The sequence below is a fragment of the Chitinophaga sp. CC14 genome, from assembly GCF_048957795.1.
Taxonomy (GTDB): domain Bacteria; phylum Bacteroidota; class Bacteroidia; order Chitinophagales; family Chitinophagaceae; genus Chitinophaga; species Chitinophaga ginsengisegetis.
In genome coordinates, this window is sequence record NZ_JARBFY010000005.1 from 424,756 (window position 1) to 443,225 (window position 18,470).

The 18,470-nt window shown below is 41.6% G+C and carries 18 protein-coding genes; 2 read left to right on the top strand and 16 right to left on the bottom strand.

Annotated elements, in window-relative coordinates:
• Window positions 1-5 precede the first annotated feature (5 nt).
• Complete coding sequence (locus PV783_RS21310) at window positions 6-1,595, bottom strand: aldehyde dehydrogenase (NADP(+)) (protein ID WP_420989479.1); 1,590 nt, start codon at window positions 1,593-1,595, stop codon at window positions 6-8.
• Window positions 1,592-2,515, bottom strand: a complete 924-nt coding sequence (locus tag PV783_RS21315) for a dihydrodipicolinate synthase family protein (protein WP_420989480.1) — start codon at window positions 2,513-2,515, stop codon at window positions 1,592-1,594. The genes PV783_RS21310 and PV783_RS21315 overlap by 4 nt, the downstream gene beginning before the upstream one ends.
• A 205-nt stretch (window positions 2,516-2,720) precedes the next feature.
• Here PV783_RS21315 and PV783_RS21320 point away from each other — a divergent pair, with 205 nt between their 5' ends.
• On the top strand, window positions 2,721-4,340 hold the full coding sequence (locus PV783_RS21320; protein WP_235016039.1) for a M28 family metallopeptidase: 1,620 nt from the start codon (window positions 2,721-2,723) through the stop codon (window positions 4,338-4,340).
• Between the two features lie 29 nt (window positions 4,341-4,369).
• A complete protein-coding gene (locus tag PV783_RS21325) occupies window positions 4,370-5,128 on the top strand; it encodes a M90 family metallopeptidase (RefSeq protein WP_339546479.1) in 759 nt (252 codons plus the stop codon).
• Between the two features lie 157 nt (window positions 5,129-5,285).
• Here the strand turns inward: PV783_RS21325 and PV783_RS21330 are convergent, their stop codons facing one another.
• The 14 genes from PV783_RS21330 to PV783_RS21395 form a co-directional block, all read right to left on the bottom strand.
• On the bottom strand, window positions 5,286-5,978 hold the full coding sequence (locus tag PV783_RS21330) for a hypothetical protein (RefSeq protein WP_420989481.1): 693 nt from the start codon (window positions 5,976-5,978) through the stop codon (window positions 5,286-5,288).
• Between the two features lie 4 nt (window positions 5,979-5,982).
• Window positions 5,983-6,333, bottom strand: coding sequence for a hypothetical protein (locus PV783_RS21335; protein WP_420989482.1), 351 nt, complete (start codon window positions 6,331-6,333; stop codon window positions 5,983-5,985).
• A 477-nt stretch (window positions 6,334-6,810) separates the two neighbouring features.
• The gene (locus PV783_RS21340; RefSeq protein ID WP_420989483.1) at window positions 6,811-7,251 is read right to left on the bottom strand and encodes a hypothetical protein; all 441 of its coding nucleotides are present in this window, start codon (window positions 7,249-7,251) and stop codon (window positions 6,811-6,813) included.
• A gap of 50 nt (window positions 7,252-7,301) precedes the next feature.
• Window positions 7,302-7,817 (bottom strand): hypothetical protein, encoded by a 516-nt coding sequence (locus PV783_RS21345; protein WP_420989484.1) that lies wholly within the window; start codon window positions 7,815-7,817, stop codon window positions 7,302-7,304.
• Between the two features lie 56 nt (window positions 7,818-7,873).
• Entirely contained in the window at window positions 7,874-8,503 is a 630-nt protein-coding gene (locus PV783_RS21350) for a hypothetical protein (protein ID WP_420989485.1), read from the bottom strand.
• Between the two features lie 200 nt (window positions 8,504-8,703).
• Window positions 8,704-9,240, bottom strand: coding sequence for a hypothetical protein (locus PV783_RS21355; protein ID WP_420989486.1), 537 nt, complete (start codon window positions 9,238-9,240; stop codon window positions 8,704-8,706).
• 164 nt (window positions 9,241-9,404) lie between these two features.
• Window positions 9,405-9,956: a hypothetical protein gene (locus PV783_RS21360; protein WP_420989487.1), complete on the bottom strand. Its 552-nt coding sequence runs from the start codon at window positions 9,954-9,956 to the stop codon at window positions 9,405-9,407.
• Window positions 9,953-10,972 (bottom strand): RHS repeat-associated core domain-containing protein, encoded by a 1,020-nt coding sequence (locus PV783_RS21365; RefSeq protein WP_420989488.1) that lies wholly within the window; start codon window positions 10,970-10,972, stop codon window positions 9,953-9,955. Before PV783_RS21365 ends, PV783_RS21360 begins: the two co-directional genes overlap by 4 nt.
• Before the next feature lie 181 nt (window positions 10,973-11,153).
• On the bottom strand, window positions 11,154-11,708 hold the full coding sequence (locus PV783_RS21370; protein ID WP_420989489.1) for a hypothetical protein: 555 nt from the start codon (window positions 11,706-11,708) through the stop codon (window positions 11,154-11,156).
• Window positions 11,705-11,890, bottom strand: a complete 186-nt coding sequence (locus PV783_RS21375) for a hypothetical protein (RefSeq protein ID WP_420989490.1) — start codon at window positions 11,888-11,890, stop codon at window positions 11,705-11,707. Before PV783_RS21375 ends, PV783_RS21370 begins: the two co-directional genes overlap by 4 nt.
• A 190-nt stretch (window positions 11,891-12,080) precedes the next feature.
• Window positions 12,081-12,698, bottom strand: coding sequence for an RHS repeat-associated core domain-containing protein (locus PV783_RS21380; protein ID WP_420989491.1), 618 nt, complete (start codon window positions 12,696-12,698; stop codon window positions 12,081-12,083).
• A 10-nt stretch (window positions 12,699-12,708) separates the two neighbouring features.
• Window positions 12,709-13,404, bottom strand: coding sequence for a hypothetical protein (locus PV783_RS21385; protein WP_420989492.1), 696 nt, complete (start codon window positions 13,402-13,404; stop codon window positions 12,709-12,711).
• A 72-nt stretch (window positions 13,405-13,476) separates the two neighbouring features.
• Complete coding sequence (locus tag PV783_RS21390) at window positions 13,477-14,013, bottom strand: hypothetical protein (RefSeq protein ID WP_420989493.1); 537 nt, start codon at window positions 14,011-14,013, stop codon at window positions 13,477-13,479.
• A gap of 7 nt (window positions 14,014-14,020) precedes the next feature.
• Window positions 14,021-18,385: a DUF6443 domain-containing protein gene (locus tag PV783_RS21395; RefSeq protein WP_420989494.1), complete on the bottom strand. Its 4,365-nt coding sequence runs from the start codon at window positions 18,383-18,385 to the stop codon at window positions 14,021-14,023.
• Window positions 18,386-18,470 lie beyond the last annotated feature (85 nt).

An 18,470-nucleotide genomic window follows, 5' to 3' on the forward strand; every position in this document is an offset into this window, starting at 1 on the left:
ATATTTTAACGACTAACGGTGTCCTTTGTCAGCTGACCATCTATCTTTCTCCAGATGCCAAGCGGATTCTCATCTTTCAGGGCATCCGGCAGCAGCTGCTGTGGCCAATCCTGGAAGCATAGCGGTCTTGCAAAACGAACGATCGCCGATGCGCCCACAGAGGTACTTCGTATATCCGTGGTAGCGGGGAACGGGCCTCCGTGATGCATAGCATAACCAGGTTCCACACCGGTAGGCACATTATTCAAAATAACCCGGCCTACTTTCTGGCACAGGATTTCCACTGCATCCGCATATGTTAACAAGTCGGTGGCGGAAGCCATTACTGTACCGGTTAGCTGGCCATGTAAATGTAATAACAACTTTGATAGTTCTGCATCATCCTTACACACTACCAGCAGGGACGCGGGTCCAAACACTTCCTGTTGCAGTTCTTCACTGGCTATAAAATCCTTTGCATCTACGCGGTAGAGCGCGGGTGAGCCTTTGGTGGCATCCTTCTCCTTCGGACCGGCATACAATGTTTGCACTCCTTTGCGGCGCGACAACTGCTCCCTGTTTTCATAATAGTGATAACAGATGCCGGGGTTGAGCATGGTTCCTGCGTTGATAGCAGCCATTTCCTTTTGCAATGCCACTGCGAATTGTTCTGTGGCATCGCCGGCCAACGCTATCAGCAGGCCTGGATTGGTACAGAATTGCCCGGTGCCCAGCGTGATGGATTGCGCATATTGTTGCGCCGTTTGTTGCGCAGATGCGGTCAGTTTGCCGGGTAACAGCAATACAGGGTTAATGCTACCCATTTCCGCGTACACGGGGATGGGTTCTGCCCTTTGGTTTACTGCATCAAAGATAGCCGTGCCTGCTTTGAAGGAGCCTGTGAAGCCAATGGCTTTAATGCCGGGATGTTTTACGAGTTGCTGTCCCAATAAAGCGCCGGCGCCGTTCAGGCTGGAAAACACACCATCAGGCATACCGCAGGATTGGGCGGCTCTTTGAATAGCAGTAGCCACCAGTTCGTTGGTGCCTAAATGTGATTCATGCGCCTTTACAATAACAGGGTTGCCCGCAGCCAGTGCAGATGCCGTATCGCCTCCGGCAGTAGAAAATGCCAGCGGGAAATTGCTGGCAGGAAATACTAACACGGGACCCAGCGGCACCAGCATTTTCCGTATATCCGCCCGCGGTAGCGGGGTACGTTCCGGCTGGGCGGGGTCGATAATAGCTTCTACCCAGGAGCCTTCCCGCAGCACTGCGGCAAACAGGCGGAGCTGGTTAACCGTACGCATACGTTCGCCGGTGATGCGGGCCAGCGGGAGTCCGGATTCCGCTACCGTTCTTTCCAGCAGCGGATCACCGATGGCGAGTATTTCTGTAGCGATGGCTTCGAGGAATGCTGCCCGTTGTTCCGGGGAAGTGTGGCGGTATGTTTTAAAAGCCGTGGTGGCCTTTTCCAACGCCTGGTTTACTTCTTCCGTTGTTGCGGTTGCGAACATTTCCGGCAGCGTGGCGTTGCTAACGGGATCGTATGCACGAAGTGTATCCGTTCCCGTTGCAGCTGCCGCGAAGCCTATAATATTTTTGCCTGTTATCATGCAGGGAGTTTTAAATAATCCGGCAGTTGGGGGCGTACAGCCAGTGCTGTTGCAATTACATTTTCCGCATAGGCCAGATCAGCACCTTGTGGTACCAGTCGTGGTGCACGTACATTCGTACTGCCGATACCGGTAGCGGTGGCTGCCAGCTTAATATACTGTACCAGTTTAGGATCGATATCCAGCTCCAGCAGTGGCATAAACCAGCGGTAGATAGCCAGTGCTTCCGCGATGCGGCCTGCTTTCACCAAACGATAGATGGCTACTGTTTCCCGCGGGAAAGCATCTACCAGTCCGGCTACCCAGCCATTAGCGCCCAGTACCAGGCATTCCAGCGCCAGCGTATCTACGCCGCCGAGGATGCTGAAACGGTCGCCAAAGCGGTTGATCATACGGATTACGTTGGTAGTATCGCGGGTAGATTCTTTCACTGCCTGGATGTTTGGTGCTTTTGACAACTCTTCAAACATATCCAGCGTTACAAGGATCTTATAATCCACCGGGTTGTTGTAGATCATAATCGGTAAAGCAGTGCTGCCTGCCACGGCGAGGAAGTAAGCCACTGTTTCGCGGTCGTCTGCCTTATAGCGCATGGGGGGCAGGAGCATGAGTCCTGCTGCACCGGCTTCTTCTGCGGCTTTAGCGCAGGCGATGGCTGCTGTAGTAGTTTGTTCTGCAATATTCATGATTACCGGTACTTTACCGGCCAGAAAAGCCACTGCATGCCGCACGAGCGCATACTTTTCTTCGTTCAGTAAACTACTGGCTTCTCCCAGCGAGCCGCCGAGGATAATACCATTAACGCCTGCATCGATTTGTGCCTGCAGGTTTTTGTCGAACATCTCATAATCAATATGATCATCCGCAGTAAAAGGGGTGAGCAGTGCGGGAAATACGCCTTGCCAGTTAATTGCTGCCATTTTTTCCTATCTTTTTTATGTCAACAAAAATAGCCGGAGAGGCCCGATAGCACGCTGCTGTAATTAATCAATACTGCGCAGATTTTAACCGAAAAAACCCTTCATCTACCGATATTTAAAAAATATCCGCATATTATCACTGTACCTATTTTTTGGAATTCTAGCTTAAGTCCGCTAATTTTTGCCCTGAATAAACCGTAAAACATTGAAAGTACCTATTATACTGGCCCTCACAGCGCTTTTACCCGGTATCGGGCTGAAAGCGCAGGATTCAGCGGCCATCAAAGCTATTAACCCGGCAGATTTCGCCCGGCACATCAGCGTACTTGCATCCGATGCTTTTGAGGGCCGCAAACCCTTTACCCGCGGAGAAGACAGCTCCATTCAATACCTGGCGGCACAGTTTAAGCAGCTGGGATTAAAGCCTGGTAATGGCAACAGCTATTTCCAGGAAGTACCGATGGTGTCTATCAGTTCCAAACCCGCCGGTAACCTGGTCATAAAAGGCGCCGGTGGCGAAGTATCGCTGCAGTACCTCGAAGACTTTGTAGCCGCAACCCGCCGCGTGCAGGAGCAGGTAACCATTCCCACCAGCGAACTGGTGTTTGCCGGCTATGGCATTGTAGCGCCTGAATATAACTGGAACGATTATAAGGGGCTGGATGTAAAAGGCAAGACCGTGATCGTGATGATCAACGACCCCGGCTTTGCCGACAGCACCCTGTTTAAAGGCCGCATCATGAGCTACTACGGCCGCTGGACCTATAAATTTGAAGAGGCATCGCGGCAGGGCGCCACCGGCGTGATCATCATCCATGAAACTGCCGCCGCCAGCTATCCGTGGAAGGTAGTGCGCAGTGGCTGGTCCAACTCCAAGCTGCACCTGCAAACCGCTAATAACAATATGCATCGTACCGCACTGGAAGGATGGATTACACTGGACGCCGCAAAGAAAATCTTTCAGCTGGCCGGCGTATCGCCCGATATTATGCAGCAGGCCAGGACAAAAGGTTTCAAGCCCGTAGACCTCCACTTAAATACATCTCTCGTTATAAATAATACTATCAAAAAATCTACCTCCCATAATGTGCTGGCAATACTGCCAGGCGCTAAACGTCCGCAGGAATGCGTAGTATATTCGGCCCACTGGGATCATTTTGGTATAGGCGAGCCCGTTAAAGGAGACTCCATATACAACGGCGCCGTAGACAATGCCACCGGCACCGCAGGACTGCTGGAACTGGCCACTGCCTTCACTAAGCTGCCGCAGCCACCGGCCCGCTCCCTCCTGTTCCTTTCCGTTACCGGCGAAGAACAAGGGCTGCTGGGATCGGAATACTACGCCGCACATCCCGTGTTCCCGATGGAGAAAACCGTAGCAGATATCAACCTGGATGTACTCAATACGTTTGGCCGTACCCGTGATATCACGGTTATTGGCTTTGGTCAGTCAGAGTTGGATGAATACGCGCTGCGCGCCGCTAAAAAGCAGGGCCGTATCACCGTTCCTGAAGCCAATCCGGAAGGTGGCTGGTTTTTCCGCTCCGACCATTTCAACTTCGCCAAGAAAGGTGTACCGGGATTGTATATCGGTCCGGGTAACGACGCCATCGGGCATGAGGCCGGCTGGGGAAAAGAACAGACCGCTGCGTATAACCGTTTGCGTTACCACTCCCCCGCCGATGAATTTGACGCCGCCACCTGGAACATGGATGGCATGGTAGAAGATATCCGCCTCCTGTTCGACGTGGGCTACCACCTCAGCAATGAAAGCAGTTTCCCTGCATGGAAGAAAGGTTCAGAGTTTAAAGCATACAGAAAATAACTACAGACATGGTTTTATTCGGATTGATAATGATAGGACTTATCCTGTTCCTGTACTTCCAGAATATGTACGGTCGCAGGAAAGGGAAGAAAACGGCGGTCCCCGAAGGGTACCAGTCGTTGTTAGAAGAACATGTACGCTACTACCAGCAGCTGCAACCCACAGAGAAAACGCGCTTTGAAAGCATGCTGCAACGCTTCCTTAAAAGAACCAGCATAGAAGGCGTAGGCACCGAAGTAGAACCGCTGGACCGCGTGCTGGTAGCCGCCAGCGCCATCATCCCCATCTTTGGATTCAAAGACTGGGAATATTTCAATCTTACCAACGTAATCCTTTATCCCGATACCTTCGACGAAACTTACCAGTATGAAGGCAATCGCCGTAACATCCTCGGCATGGTAGGCACCGGCGCACTGAACGGACAAATGATCCTCTCCCGCTCCGCCCTGCGGGAAGGGTTCTCCAATGTAACCGATAAAAACAATACCGCCATTCATGAATTTGTACACCTCCTCGATAAAACGGATGGCTCCATAGATGGCTTCCCCAGTAAACTACTGGATCATAGCTATAGCATTCCGTGGATGAAGCTGGTGCATCAAACGATTCAACAGATATCAGAAGGGCATACGGATATAAATCCTTATGGCGCCATGAATGAAGCGGAGTTTTTTGCGGTGATATCGGAGTACTTTTTTGAGCGGCCGGATTTATTGGCGGAGAAGCACCCGGAGTTGTATGGGATGCTGGTGCGGATATTCAGGCAGGACCCTGCGGGGAAGGGGTGAGGAGGAAAATAAAGAAGCCGTAAGCATTTAACTTGCGGCTTCTTTATTTTCCTCCTTCGACTTTTACATTTAGCTTTATAAGATAAATTATGATACGAATTGATACTTTCCATCTTAATCACAAAAAAACAGACATCTGAGGCTCCTTCGTTTCTATTCACCTCGGCTCGTATTCTCTTGTTTTTTTAAACTGCTTCTTACGCCATATAATAGTATGTCTATTCTTAATAAATAAAGTATCTGTGACCTTTATTCTGTAGAAATCCCTTTGAGCAACATTGAGACTAAGCAGTATTTTTTTATGCCCATTTAGATTCCCCATTTCTATTCCAGGAGAATAAAGTGTATCAATATAAGTAGGAGCCCCTAATAGCAAACCTTCATGCACCAGATAAGACTTTACCTGAAGTGTTTTAACTATTGCATCCACAAAATAAGTGGTATCACCTGAGACTCGAGTTCCAGATCCTCCATTTACTACTATATCAACTTTGGTGAATGTATCAAGTGGATCGTTCTTGTATTGTACCACAATTCTGTCTTTATTCTCATTTGAATAATCTTCGACCTTACTTTCAACATCCAAGATATTGATATTTTTATCATTGAACCCATTTAAGAAAATTGTTCTATTGTTCTGTTTCCAGGTCCCCAAAGAATAGCCCTTTAATGCTCCTTCCGTCCTGGAATAATAATCAAATTTATTGGACTCTTGAGAAAACCTAAGCTCGTCTACCGTCAGATCTGCAAACACATTGGTATATCTCCCTCTAACCTGACCGGCAGAAGTACAAGCTTCAATAAATAAAAACACAAAAATTAGCGTTGTTGTTTGCGGGTGTGTTCTCATACTATTAAAGAACTTTAAGTAATTGAAAAATTGTATTAGTCAAGTTTCGAACGTTTGGATAGACAGGCTGAGGTGAATTTGAATTATCATTAATTCCACCCACATAAAAACTATTTACAGCGTCCATACTTTGCGGAGTTGCTCCCATTGTTGACGAAGGCATTGTAGCAGGATCAAACCCATACTGTGCCCTATAGGCTTCAATCTCAGAATTTGCATTAGAGATTTGTTGCATGAAGGGATTTGCACCAGAGAAGGCGGCTCCCGTCCCATTAAGCCTTATAGAGTGGCTTATCCCTCCTTGATAAGCGTGAGTAATCTCATGCACGGCGTTTGCACTACCTGTAATACTCATAACCACCGCGATCTGACTCACTCCAGCAGGATTATTTGCAAATCCCAATTTGGTACCTCCTATTGTGGCATTTGCCGGTAACTGATTAAATCAGTGATTTTGTGTATAGGCTCAAAGGGATCAACTGCTTTTTTCTTAAACTACTCCGAAAATAAAAACAAGGTGTCTTTTCGCACCATCCAATTACCTTTAATTTTATCGTCTAAATATGCCATTTTATATGAAAAAGCATGCTCGCTATCCAACGATAAAATGACATTTGGATAAAGATTTATATAGCAACTACTTCTATAGCGCCCAATAAGTTTATTTGTTCTTAAAGTGCAACCTGATAAGAGAAATAATAAAAAGAATATATAGCTTCTCATATTTATTTTGAGTTACAGTAGGTAGTTCCATTTACTCTAAAAGTATGTCCAATTCTATCGGCAATATCCTGTAAAATTTTTTCTTGCAAACTCAGTTGTATAAAAATAATTATATCAAACCATTTCGTTGAAAAAACGATTCAAAATCAATCTTAAATTGATCCAAGTCAAAATCTTTTATCTTTTTGATCGTATCAATCACATCCAGCGATTTCAATATATCATGGGCCAACAATTTCTTTATATTCTCAGTGCCAACATATAATTCATAATTCAACTTCAAGTCATAGCTTAGGCTTTTCCCTTCACGCTCTATCTCAACCGCCTGATGTACATATGTTCTGTTCTCACTTTTATAATTAGGTTTTCTGGTTTTAATAAAAGATTCAAATTTAGTGCTATTACATAGTAAAGAGATATACACCGCTGTTAAGTCCTCACCATAAGCCTTATCCTTAAACTCACGTTGTACCTGTTTTTCGAGAAGAACAACATCCTTAAACTTTTGTTCGACTTCTATTGACAGCTCTTCAGTAAAATATACCAACATAATTAATCGAATGGGGGAACTTAATGATATTTGTTACACTCTCAAGCTGTCTATTTAAATGCCTTATTCAAAAAAAACACAATCTCTCTTGCCCTCTCTTCTAGCCCAATATCTGAAAATAAAAATTCATCACCATTTATCAGAGTTACATAAAAACGATATCTTCTGGAGGAAGCTTCTTGCTGCGTTGATCTATAGGAGAATCTCTCAATATCAGCAATAGAAAACGCCACATTCTTATTAATAAAAAAAAGTAATCTTGCAAATGGGCTTCTTTTCTTTATTATGAAACGATCATTATCCAGATCGATCTCTACGCTGTTAACTGATTCGAAATCGTACCAAAGGGAAAAGACTGCCGCGCCCAACACTAAAAATCCTATTAAAAGATTTATATGCTGCATTAAAATTATTATCAATATCAATAGAATCAAGGTAATGACCCTATTATAGCTAAAGATGGGCGAGAAAATATACAGTACTCTCCCATCAAACTTAAACCTGGGAGAGGAAATATCTTCTTTTATAATGTAGGCAATCAATTTATCGAGATGTTCTTTTTTCATATAGACTCAAATAATAAAAAATTCTTTATAAAACCAGCTAGCCGTAGTATTCGTGGTCAAAGCTGCATTAAATGCTTCCCAACTAGTTTAAATTTTCGCTTGCTCATAACAACATAATTCCTGATGGGAATATCAGTCAATACTGTAAGTGCTATTTTTTTCTCATTAAATTTAACTGGAATCCATTCTGAAGACATACCATTCTCAAAAATAATTTTTACCTTATCTATCTTCTCAACTAAGCTGTTACATTTTCCAATCATTGGAAGACATTTTATAGTGTCATTATTAACTATCACAAAAGCATCTGTCAGAAGTTCATGTTTGATATTTTCTACAACAGCAATATCACAACTATCAACAAATCTTCTATTCCCCCCGTAACTTACCTCTGCCGGAATATTATCCATTTGAAATGTACTTTCCAATATTAAAATACCTTTATGCATTTTCCATTTACCATCACTTAGCTCATGAGTTGCAAAAGTATTAGCATGATAAGAAAAAGTACTATCCTTTTTCAGTATTAAGCTAATAACACTATGACTGTTTTTTGCTGAAAAGTTGAACTTAAGGAAAACACCATTCATCTTATCATTTTTAGCAACAGGTTCCTTTTTTAGCGTTTGGCAGTTGCCATATATTGAAAAGAAGGTTATAATGACAACTATAAAAATTGTTCTCATATTATATGCTCAAACGCCTGATGATATTGCTGGTTTCCCGGAAAAAGATAAACAGCATATTATATACACCGGATGCTCTTGTTAAAAGTGATAACTTTAAACAGATGTAAATAATCCGTAGACAATGCCTGCGGATTATTTACATCTGTTTCCATATTCTTATATCAAATCTATTTTTTTACGTTATTCTTGTAGCTATCTCAATAATCTAAAGATTCTGTTATTGGATTAGCTATCTTCAAAAACGTATCCTGATTAACTCTATGATGCAATTCCAAAACCCCGATTTTCTTTCTTTTTAAAAAAACCAGGAACCTTGAATAATCCAGTCTATTAGCATTCTTTGTCGTAAAATCAAAATAACCAATAACCTTCCCTGAAGACCGCTTGTTTACATTCTTACTTAAAAGATGGGTAGTTTTATTTTCTGTTTGAACTAAATTTATCTGCCAGCTTAGTATTGAATCAATATTCAATCTGCTTTGCTCCACCGATTTAAATTCATAGACACGTAATACCATCCATGATGAAGTGTCTTTTGCCCCCTTTATATTTTGGAATATAAAATCTTCATCTAAAAACGCACGTATTCCTTTATAGTCCGACCATGCTTCAGGGAGCTGTGCCCTTATGCAAAAAACCGATTTGTCATTATATAATTCTGTAGCAGCCTTCTCTTTTCGCTCTACGCAACCTGCTATTGCTATTAATATACTAATTAGAATACTTTTTTTCATAAGATTAATCTTATTCTGCAGGTAATTCAGGAGTAGGTGTATTATTACCAAATCTTCGAATTTCAACGAATAACTCCCCCTCCAAAGCATTCGTATATATCCCACTCATGGTCAGTCCAAATGGATAATAATGTGTTTCTTCCAAAGATATTCGATGACCCAAATTATTGCCCGACAACTATTCTCCTCCTATCCACTTCACTTTTCAACCATCCATTCATAGCTCCCTTATAATGAATTATATAATTGATAAAAAGTGAATCATTACGTCGAAAGAATGAATCCGCTGCTTGCGAAGTAACAGGTTTATCATAAGTAAAATTCCCACCAATAGTATAGCGTACCCGCCCATCTACTGTAGCGATTCCAATATAGTCATCTGGCTCTATCAAATATATTTCGGAGGGTTCTCTGCTATAACTTAAAAAATAATATTCAGAGGTATCTTTTATTCTCACAATTTTCCGTAATCGAAGGTCGCATTCAATCGACTTCAATTTAGAATTACTGTGAATATAATGCCTGGCGTTATATTCATAATTCAAACTATAAAATATCCATTTTAATGAGTCTATAACCTCTTTTCTCTCAGTTTTACCAAATTCATCACTCACATAAACCTGAGTAGTTCTTTGGGAATCCGAATCAATTTTATGTTTTTCATTAGCTATATTACATCCACTGAAGCAAGCCAGTATAACTAAAATCCATTTCATTCTTTAGTCTTTTTAAAAATATGACCATTTCTGTTTATAATTATTTTGACGCCGCTACTGTTATATAACCTAACCTGACCCTGAGTCACAACAATATTGAAATAGCCTGATCCTGGTTTTTGAGTTGTCTTCCATAGATCAGTTTCCATTCCACTTTCACCCACTCCATAAGATCCAATACCTGAATTCTTTCTAACTCTTCGGCCCTCATTAGGGTGAGTATGTAGGGTTGCCGCGGCATCACCTTGATCCACTATACTAAGGCCAGGAGTGCCATCATTATCAGAATTCCCACGCGCTGTCATATCTCCGTTATCATCAAATACTTGAATCTTGAATTCCTTGTACAAAGGTCCTTTCCCATCAACAGGCACTTCATCTTTCCCATTATACTTATCCTGATGCTCATCATATAATTTGAAATATTGATCGGCTGAATAACTCTTTCCAGTTTTTCTTAAAACTTCATTTAAACTATTATTATTCTTATACTTTGCTCCATACTTTGTGTTTAAAAAAGCTAAGATTAAGGCAAAACCTCCGCTATTTTGTTCGGGTGTAACTGTTAGTGCATTAGGAAGATTATCATTTGATACATAAAGTGAGTTCCCATTATGATCCATGTACTGAGTCGTATCTCCTAACGGATCTACCATTCCAATCGGATTATTACTCATTGATGCATATGGGCTTTCGACATGATTGGGCTTACTATCTATTTGCCACCATTTACCTATCTGTGGATCAAGGTTCCTATAAAACGCATCATATTGATTCAAATCTAGATCTGTTGTGTGCTCTATCCCGTTAAACTCTTTTCTATTTTTCGGATAATTGCTTCCTTTCAACGCATTCGAACTAATCCCCGCCATCGTCAGCCCAAACCGATAATAATGCGTTTCTTCCAACAACGGCCCACTCGCCTGCGCTACTACTACGTTATCAAAGAACACCTCTTGTGAGGTTTCTAGTGTCACTTTTGACTTTAGCTCTCTGATTTCTTTCTTAGCTGACATTTGGGTAGAATCTGCGCTTAACAAGATTTCTCTAAAGTCAAAAAACAATAATTTCCGCGAAGGATCGTTTCTGAATATTCTTGCTTAAAAGGAATCAATATTAAATCGGTTTTGCTCCACTCTTTACTTTATCGAAATGAAAAGGTGTATTATTCAGCACCATCATACAGACGGTACCTAATCAACTCTTCTCTTTTTCTTTAGAAAAAACAATAGATTCAATTATCTTGGCACATTGATCCTGAAACTCCTTTGGGTTATACTTTATACTATAAATATCAAAAAGATAAAATTCATTTCCGTTAATCAGCAAACATGTTTCACCATAACATTTTCTATTATTCTTTGTAAAAAGATATTGTATAATTCCAACCTTATTGTTGTTAATATCTTTCTTTCCTTTATAAAGTATTTCTGTTGTAATATTTTTTATAATCTGTATTTTCATTTGCCTTTCCAACAAAGAATCCAATAATAAAGAACTACGATCTCCAATCTCATAAACCTCGGCGACCATTCCTGTCTGCATATTGCGTTCACCTATGAACTTGTCGCACAATATCTGCCCCTGATTACCACCATCGTTATAATTATACGCTATTGAATCCCAAGAAACAGGTACCCTAATTGAAAAACTTTTATAGAGTTCAGGAGAATAATACTTATTGCTGCTATTGCAGAAGACTAAAAAAAACATTGCAATAACTATGAAGGATAACTTAGATGTTCTCATCATTCTACAGGTAATTTAGGTTTAGGGGTATTGTTACCGAATCTTCTTAAATAACTTTGCTGAATCATGCCGCGATTATCATTTGTTCTTATAAAATCTCCCAATTTTTTAAAATTTGGGTTATTAATATTGCTCCAAGCCTTATGCTGGTTAACAAAATTATAAACAGCTTGCCCGTCTGACATTACTGATGTGTAAAGAGAGAAATTGTTATTTCTATCTCCATCATTTAGATCTGCATTATGACCCGCTCCATGATTTATGAAGAAAGCCGTACCTTCCTCAGGTGAAACGTTAAGTCCTTCACTTGAAGTTTTTGCTGACCTAGCATCAATTGCGATGATATTATTTTCACTTCCTTTTCCTCCAATATGCTCACTTAACTCTGGACGATGAACTCAATCCAGCACCGCTGAAAAGAACCATTTCAAAATACCCATTCTGAAAATTAAAAGATGCTCCAGCCCTATTTACTCCTGCATCACTAAATCTATCACTTGAAGTGACATCGTACATTTGACTCGATAAAGCCAATGTTGTTATTTCGCTCCAAACTTCATTGGAGCGACTTAATAAATCTGAACGACCATCTTGCAATCTTTGAAGTTTGTTATTAAGCTTTTGTTTTTGTTTATCAGATAGCCCTTCTTTGTTCAATGACGCTTGTGTACCTTTTATTTTACTATCATAGGATGCTAATTGATTATCTATATCTTTCGTCAAGCGATTAACCCAGTTCCAGGCAGCAGCTGTAAATTCATTCTCATCGATATCATAATTCCTGATAGGATCGTTTGCGGCATAATGGTAAGGTGAAGAAGAAATATATTTTTCAGATTTTCCATCTATGACTCCCCATCTCCCTATTTGTGCATCATACATCCGCGCCCCATAGTCATACCACTCTAACCCACTTCCATCTCCAAACTCCTTACTCTGCAATTCCTTCCCATTATACTTCAAGTTGTTCTCCGGATAATTCGATTCTTTCAACGCATTGGAACTAATCCCCGCCATCGTAAGCCCAAACGGATAATAATGCGTCTCCTTCAGCAATATTATTCATGATCAAAGCTGTCTTAAATGGGTTTCCAACTAGTTTAAATTTTCGCTTGTTCATAACGACATAATTCCTGATGAGAATATCGGTCAATACAGTAAGCGCTATTTTTTTTTCATTAAATTTAACTGGAATCCATTCTGAAGACATACCATTCTCAAAAACAATTTTTACCCTATCTATCTTCTCAAATGAGCTGTTGCATTTTCCAATCATTGGAAGACATTTTATGGTATCATTATTAACTACCACAAAAGCATCCGTCAGAAGTTCATGTTTGATATTTTCTACAACAGCAATATCACAACTATCAACAAATCTTCTATTTCCCCCATAAGTTACCTCTGCCGGAATATTATCCATTTGAAATGTACTTTCCAATATTAAAAGACCTTTACTCATTTTCCATTTACCCTCACTTATTTCATGAGTTGCAAAAGTATTTGCACGATAAGAAAAAGTGCTATCCCTTTTCAGTATTAAGCTAATAGCACCATGACTGTCTTTAGCTGAAAAGTTGAACTTAAGGAAAACACCATTCATCCTATCACTTTTAGCAACAGGTTCCTTTTTTAGTGTTTGGCAGTTGCCATATATTGAAAAGAAGATTATAATGGCAACTATTGTAAATACTCTCATACTATTTACTACTAATACGACAAGATCCTCACTTCATAATATTAAAGCTTCAGGGTGGCTATATACTTATAACTAATTTTTAAGATCAACTGGTTCAACTTCTTTAACTCTCACTTTATCACTTACACGTGTTGGTGTGATTGACATTATTTGCCTGTCATTGTATATCCTGTATATAAGATCAACATCTCTGTTTAGAAATGTATACTTTATATTCACTTTTTGTTCTTTCCCTTTTATTTTCTTCAATTGCCACCCCTCACCCCAGAAGTATCTAATATTAACAGGGATTAGCTTTACTGTCTCATCAACTTGGATTGCCTTTCCATTTTGCAATACATTTTTTGTTACTATCTGATCTATTGCCAGTTCCTTTAAATACTCAAGATCTCTCTCCCCATTATTTATCTTGTAACCGTCTAAATGATTTCTGCCTAAAAACTGATTATCAACCGTGTCCTTCCAAGGGAAAAATAACGCTTCTTCGCCCTGATAATAAAAAACTATATATCCTTTCTGATTACGGATTACATCCTTTTGGGGAACAAACAAAGCCATATTACAGGACATACAAAAAAAGAAAAAACTGAGGATTAAATATATTTTCATAATCATGCTATTCTACAAAATGATTTAAGATGAAATTATTTCCCTGTTGCTGTTGCCTTGTTCGGATATCCTTTCCCCAACTATTCCAATGTGTTTGGTGAATAATAGGTGTGGGGGAAATCGATCTATTCATTATGTCATTAGGGCCTACCGTTTTTTGTGCTGCCGCAGTCTTATACCAGTCTTTTAATCCGAATAAATGCATTACTTCGTGAAAGGCTGTATGTGGCGAGCCAAAATAACGTCCAAGTTCCTTTTGTGAATTACCCATTGCCACTTTGAAATCCGTAAAAACCTCCATACCAATTTTATCCCATTTTCCAGTTGCGGGATTCTTCTCCTTACTATAAATCTCTTTGCTATAGCCACCGGAAGCTGACTGGTATTCATTATTCTCTAATTTGATTAAATTATCACCATTGCGCGTGTCTTCATTCCCAACTCGGGCAATATCTTCATCGGTGGCCAATTCATATTTAAAATCCAGATTGATACTGGTTGTGGTACCGTCTTGATTCTTGGTTGTATTAGTCAACAAACCAGGATGATCTTTTAAGTACTTATTATATTCACCAACCCGTTTGTCAGCCTCATATCCTGTTACATATATTGTTGAGGAAAGTGTAATTGTCCAACTACCATTTTTATCCTGTTGAATTCCAATCCGTACATCCTGGCCATCAGGGTCTACGTAGTTCACAGGGCTGTTTAGTGTATAATTATAAGGTGAATAACTGTTCCATTTATCTACCAAAGGATCTATCAAATGCCACCTTCCAATCTGCACATCATACATCCTCGCTCCATAGTCATACCACTCCAACCCGCTACCATCTCCGAACTCCTTACTCTGTAACTCTTTCCCATTATACTTCATCCTATTCTCAGGGTAATTCGTCCCCTTTAACGCATTCGAACTAATCCCCGCCATCGTCAGCCCAAACGGATAATAATGCGTTTCCTCCAACAACGGCCCACTCGCCTGCGCTACTACTACATTATCAAAGAACACATCCTGCGGACTTTCATTACTTGTGTAAACATACAGGAACCCACTCTTCTCTATCACCATTTTATCCTGGGCCAATGTTTGTAGCTGATCCGGTTCTGCTTTCACCTGCTTAACTCCACTATTCCCGTCTACTAATTTAAACTGATCGTCAAACAAAACAAAATTAAGATAGGCTTTAGGTCTGTCAGGGTTCTGCTGATCAGGTTCCTTTTCCTTCAAACGTTGGTAATCATTATTATAGAAACTGCTGTTAAACGGCGTTGCCTGTTCAGAGGATGCCACACCGTGAGTACCGTCTGCTGAAGTGTTGCCATTAAATACCTGTACCAGGTCCGCCAGCATACTTTCCGCAGGCGCTGTTGGGGTATTCTTATTCTGAGGTCCCGCGGATTTATAGAAGGCTTTTGCTCCAATCTGGATCGTATCTCCAGCCATGACCCTCAGTACAAGCGAAGGACCTATTTTCTTACCACCATTGGCTGCTGTCAATTTTGACACAGAAGCGTTAGTCCCCGCACTCTCATCTGATGGATACCCTGCAGGTTTAGCTGAACGGGTGTTATCAATATTACTGAACAAAGCAGTTTCTGTTGCTGCCGCGGATGTTTCCATTGTGGCTGCATACATCGAAAGATCTGTTTGCTCTGTCAACACCATCCGTACATTTCCGAGATGATCCTTTACGAAGTAATCGTATGCAAATGCAGGTGGTTGACCTGATTCAAAAACAGCACGCACCCGCCCTTCCTCATGAGCCAAAAACTGCAGGGTATCATTCTGGTAAACAAAACCGTTGATATAATCCGTCGTGGTAGTTTTGGCAGGGGTAAGGGTATTATCTAAAACTATCTTTCTTAGTTTATTCCCGGCAGCGTCGTATTGATATTTGATGAGGCCCTTACCGGTAATAGCTATACTATCCGGCAGATTGAGATGGTTATAACGAATAGCGGCTATATTCTTATTGGCGTCTTTTGTGAGATTACCATTTACATCATAAATATAATCCGCTGTTTCATTGTTATTGATCTCTTTAAAATCGCCCAGCTGGCTTTGCGTGTTGTTTTTCCTGTCTGTTACAAATGATAGTTTATTACTTCCTGCAACATAACCATACTTTAAGCTGTCAATGGTTTGCACTACGGCGCCATTCAACCCTTTCTGGTTCATGTACAGGATATTGCCGTTGGCATCATACGATAATCCGCTTACGGAGAAATTTGCCAGATTATCAGTCCAGTTGGTACTGCCCGTGTTTTGCTGAGTAAACTGTGCCCCCGTCAGGCGATTACCCTTATCATAACTGTATCCATAGGCGCGTACAATTCCATTACTACGGCTTTTCCATTTCGCGCCTGCAATGTTTCCATTGAATTGAGAAGCGGTGAAACCGTAATCATAACTAAGCTCCTGCCCAAACCAGTTTGTTATGCTTCCGGCTGCAGGAATAAAATCCTTGTTAATTCCCTTTAGCCAGCCCCGGATATTGTAGTCGTAATTTAACGTTTCCACCGGAGCGCCAGTTCCGTTTATACCTAAACGCTTTTTCTTTAGCTGACCAAGCTCATCATACTCATTTACGGCTATTGTCCTTTCCAGATCTGCGTCATTATTCAGCTTCTTTTTGATGTTAAGCAGACGCCCGCCGGCATCGTATGTCAACATAGTTAGTACGTCCGTTTGAGGACGGGTACCACTGCGCTGATTCCTGTGACTGAGATAAGTGCTTAACAGCTTTCCATTAAAATCATACAGGTTAGTGGTCACGTCCTGCCCTCTGCTGACATTGTCCGATATCGTCTGGATCAGTCGTCCTTTGTCGTTGTAATAGTTGGTGGTGGTCAGCCATTGGTCAGTATCCAGCACTTTTACTTTAGTGCCAGTAACCAGCCCTTTTATCATAGTGCTTGCAGTGGCAGGTAGCGCTTCTGCATTTAAGTTACTACCGGCTTGCGGTTTAGTAATATCTGTACTGACGTAGTTTTGCTTACCGGCAAATCCATAACTCTCGTAAAAGGTGTAAGTCAGCGGTGTTAGTGCACTGATGGGTATATTAGGCAGCGGATTAGTAACAGTAACACTGGCGGTACCATTACTGGCTGCGGTATTGATCTCTGCGATCACCTCCGTTCCTGTTCCGGTGTCAAAACCATCTGTAAGAGTAATACTGTTGGTAGCCACGTAGGAGTTACTCCCATTATGAAACGCCAGTACCAGGTCCGCTGTTCCCGGAAAGTTATACGACAGGCTTTGCGTATTGCTGGTTGCCGTATTCATAGTTGCCTGCAATATGGCCCGGTCGGTGGCAACGTTGTAGAGGGCTGTCATTGTAGGACGATTCAGCCCATCATAGAAAGTCACCAGCCAGCTTTCCCCCTTCATATTGCCATCCCGTGAGAAAGCCAGCCTGTCCCGCACATCATAGACCATTTCTGTGGAGTCGGCACCGGGTACTTTTTTAACGATCATACGGTTGCGACCATCATAACGATAGATAAAACAGAGTTCGGCTGCGATGGCCGTACTGATTGTCCAGTTACTGATAATGGCTTCCACTGCTTTGGGAGGTATTACAAAACGCAGGTTACCCAGGTCATCATAGGCATAATAGGTGCATAACCAGCCCATATGACCAGTACCAGGATTTGTACCCAGTTGTACTTTTTTAAGCAGAACCTTACCTTCTTTATCCTTGTATTCAACTACCTGGCTACCTGCTTCATCGATTGATATATTTTTATACAGCTGGCCGGCGGCATATATGCGCCCGGCTGCACTCGTAGGAATGATGGCTCCGGCAGCCAAGTCCCAGATGCGCACTGAATCTGTCGCGGCATTTATCAGGTATTGATTTTCCACCGGGTGGTTTCCTCCCCTTTCCACTGTCGAAGGATCGTTCTTTGCCCAGCTGTTGCCAGGGGCATAGGTTTTTAAGACCCGGTTCAAAGGCGATGCTTCATAATCAACACGACTATAATATACACTTTCTCCACTGGCACCGGGCACCTGTGTTTGATAGAAACTTTTCTGCGCGTTAAATGGATCCGTTTTAAACTTGCCATCTTTCACACCCTGCGGAACATAAGGCAAATATTTAGTCTGTTCTCTTCCAAATTGATCATAAACTACGGGAGATACAATATCGTTACCACCAAAGCTCATTGCTTTGGCCACGGTTTGTAACGGCCTTCCAAGTCCATCCACATAGGCTGTTGTTTGCCTCACCTCAGTAACCGATCGACTGGCTGATGCCACATATGCGGTGTCTGTAGTTGGCAGTGCGGGCTCCCAGGTACGGACGTAGTTGATGAGTGGATTGGTATAGGCAGAAGGCAAAGGTACAGGCGTTGCTGTTGGCAATTGCGTTCCACCGGGTGTTTGAGCTTGTACGTTGACTACAATTAAAAGTAGCCATATACAAGAGGTTATTTTTAAAATACGGGCT

What these genes read in the sequence shown, in the direction of transcription:
- PV783_RS21310 (WP_420989479.1), bottom strand. Translation starts at nt 1,595, where the DNA reads ATGATAACAGGCAAAAATATTATAGGCTTCGCGGCAGCTGCAACGGGA.
- PV783_RS21315 (WP_420989480.1), bottom strand. Translation starts at nt 2,515, where the DNA reads ATGGCAGCAATTAACTGGCAAGGCGTATTTCCCGCACTGCTCACCCCT.
- PV783_RS21325 (WP_339546479.1), top strand. Translation starts at nt 4,370, where the DNA reads ATGATAGGACTTATCCTGTTCCTGTACTTCCAGAATATGTACGGTCGC.
- PV783_RS21330 (WP_420989481.1), bottom strand. Translation starts at nt 5,978, where the DNA reads ATGAGAACACACCCGCAAACAACAACGCTAATTTTTGTGTTTTTATTT.
- PV783_RS21335 (WP_420989482.1), bottom strand. Translation starts at nt 6,333, where the DNA reads ATGAGTATTACAGGTAGTGCAAACGCCGTGCATGAGATTACTCACGCT.
- PV783_RS21340 (WP_420989483.1), bottom strand. Translation starts at nt 7,251, where the DNA reads ATGTTGGTATATTTTACTGAAGAGCTGTCAATAGAAGTCGAACAAAAG.
- PV783_RS21345 (WP_420989484.1), bottom strand. Translation starts at nt 7,817, where the DNA reads ATGAAAAAAGAACATCTCGATAAATTGATTGCCTACATTATAAAAGAA.
- PV783_RS21350 (WP_420989485.1), bottom strand. Translation starts at nt 8,503, where the DNA reads ATGAGAACAATTTTTATAGTTGTCATTATAACCTTCTTTTCAATATAT.
- PV783_RS21355 (WP_420989486.1), bottom strand. Translation starts at nt 9,240, where the DNA reads ATGAAAAAAAGTATTCTAATTAGTATATTAATAGCAATAGCAGGTTGC.
- PV783_RS21360 (WP_420989487.1), bottom strand. Translation starts at nt 9,956, where the DNA reads ATGAAATGGATTTTAGTTATACTGGCTTGCTTCAGTGGATGTAATATA.
- PV783_RS21365 (WP_420989488.1), bottom strand. Translation starts at nt 10,972, where the DNA reads ATGTCAGCTAAGAAAGAAATCAGAGAGCTAAAGTCAAAAGTGACACTA.
- PV783_RS21370 (WP_420989489.1), bottom strand. Translation starts at nt 11,708, where the DNA reads ATGATGAGAACATCTAAGTTATCCTTCATAGTTATTGCAATGTTTTTT.
- PV783_RS21375 (WP_420989490.1), bottom strand. Translation starts at nt 11,890, where the DNA reads ATGTCAGACGGGCAAGCTGTTTATAATTTTGTTAACCAGCATAAGGCT.
- PV783_RS21385 (WP_420989492.1), bottom strand. Translation starts at nt 13,404, where the DNA reads ATGAGAGTATTTACAATAGTTGCCATTATAATCTTCTTTTCAATATAT.
- PV783_RS21390 (WP_420989493.1), bottom strand. Translation starts at nt 14,013, where the DNA reads ATGAAAATATATTTAATCCTCAGTTTTTTCTTTTTTTGTATGTCCTGT.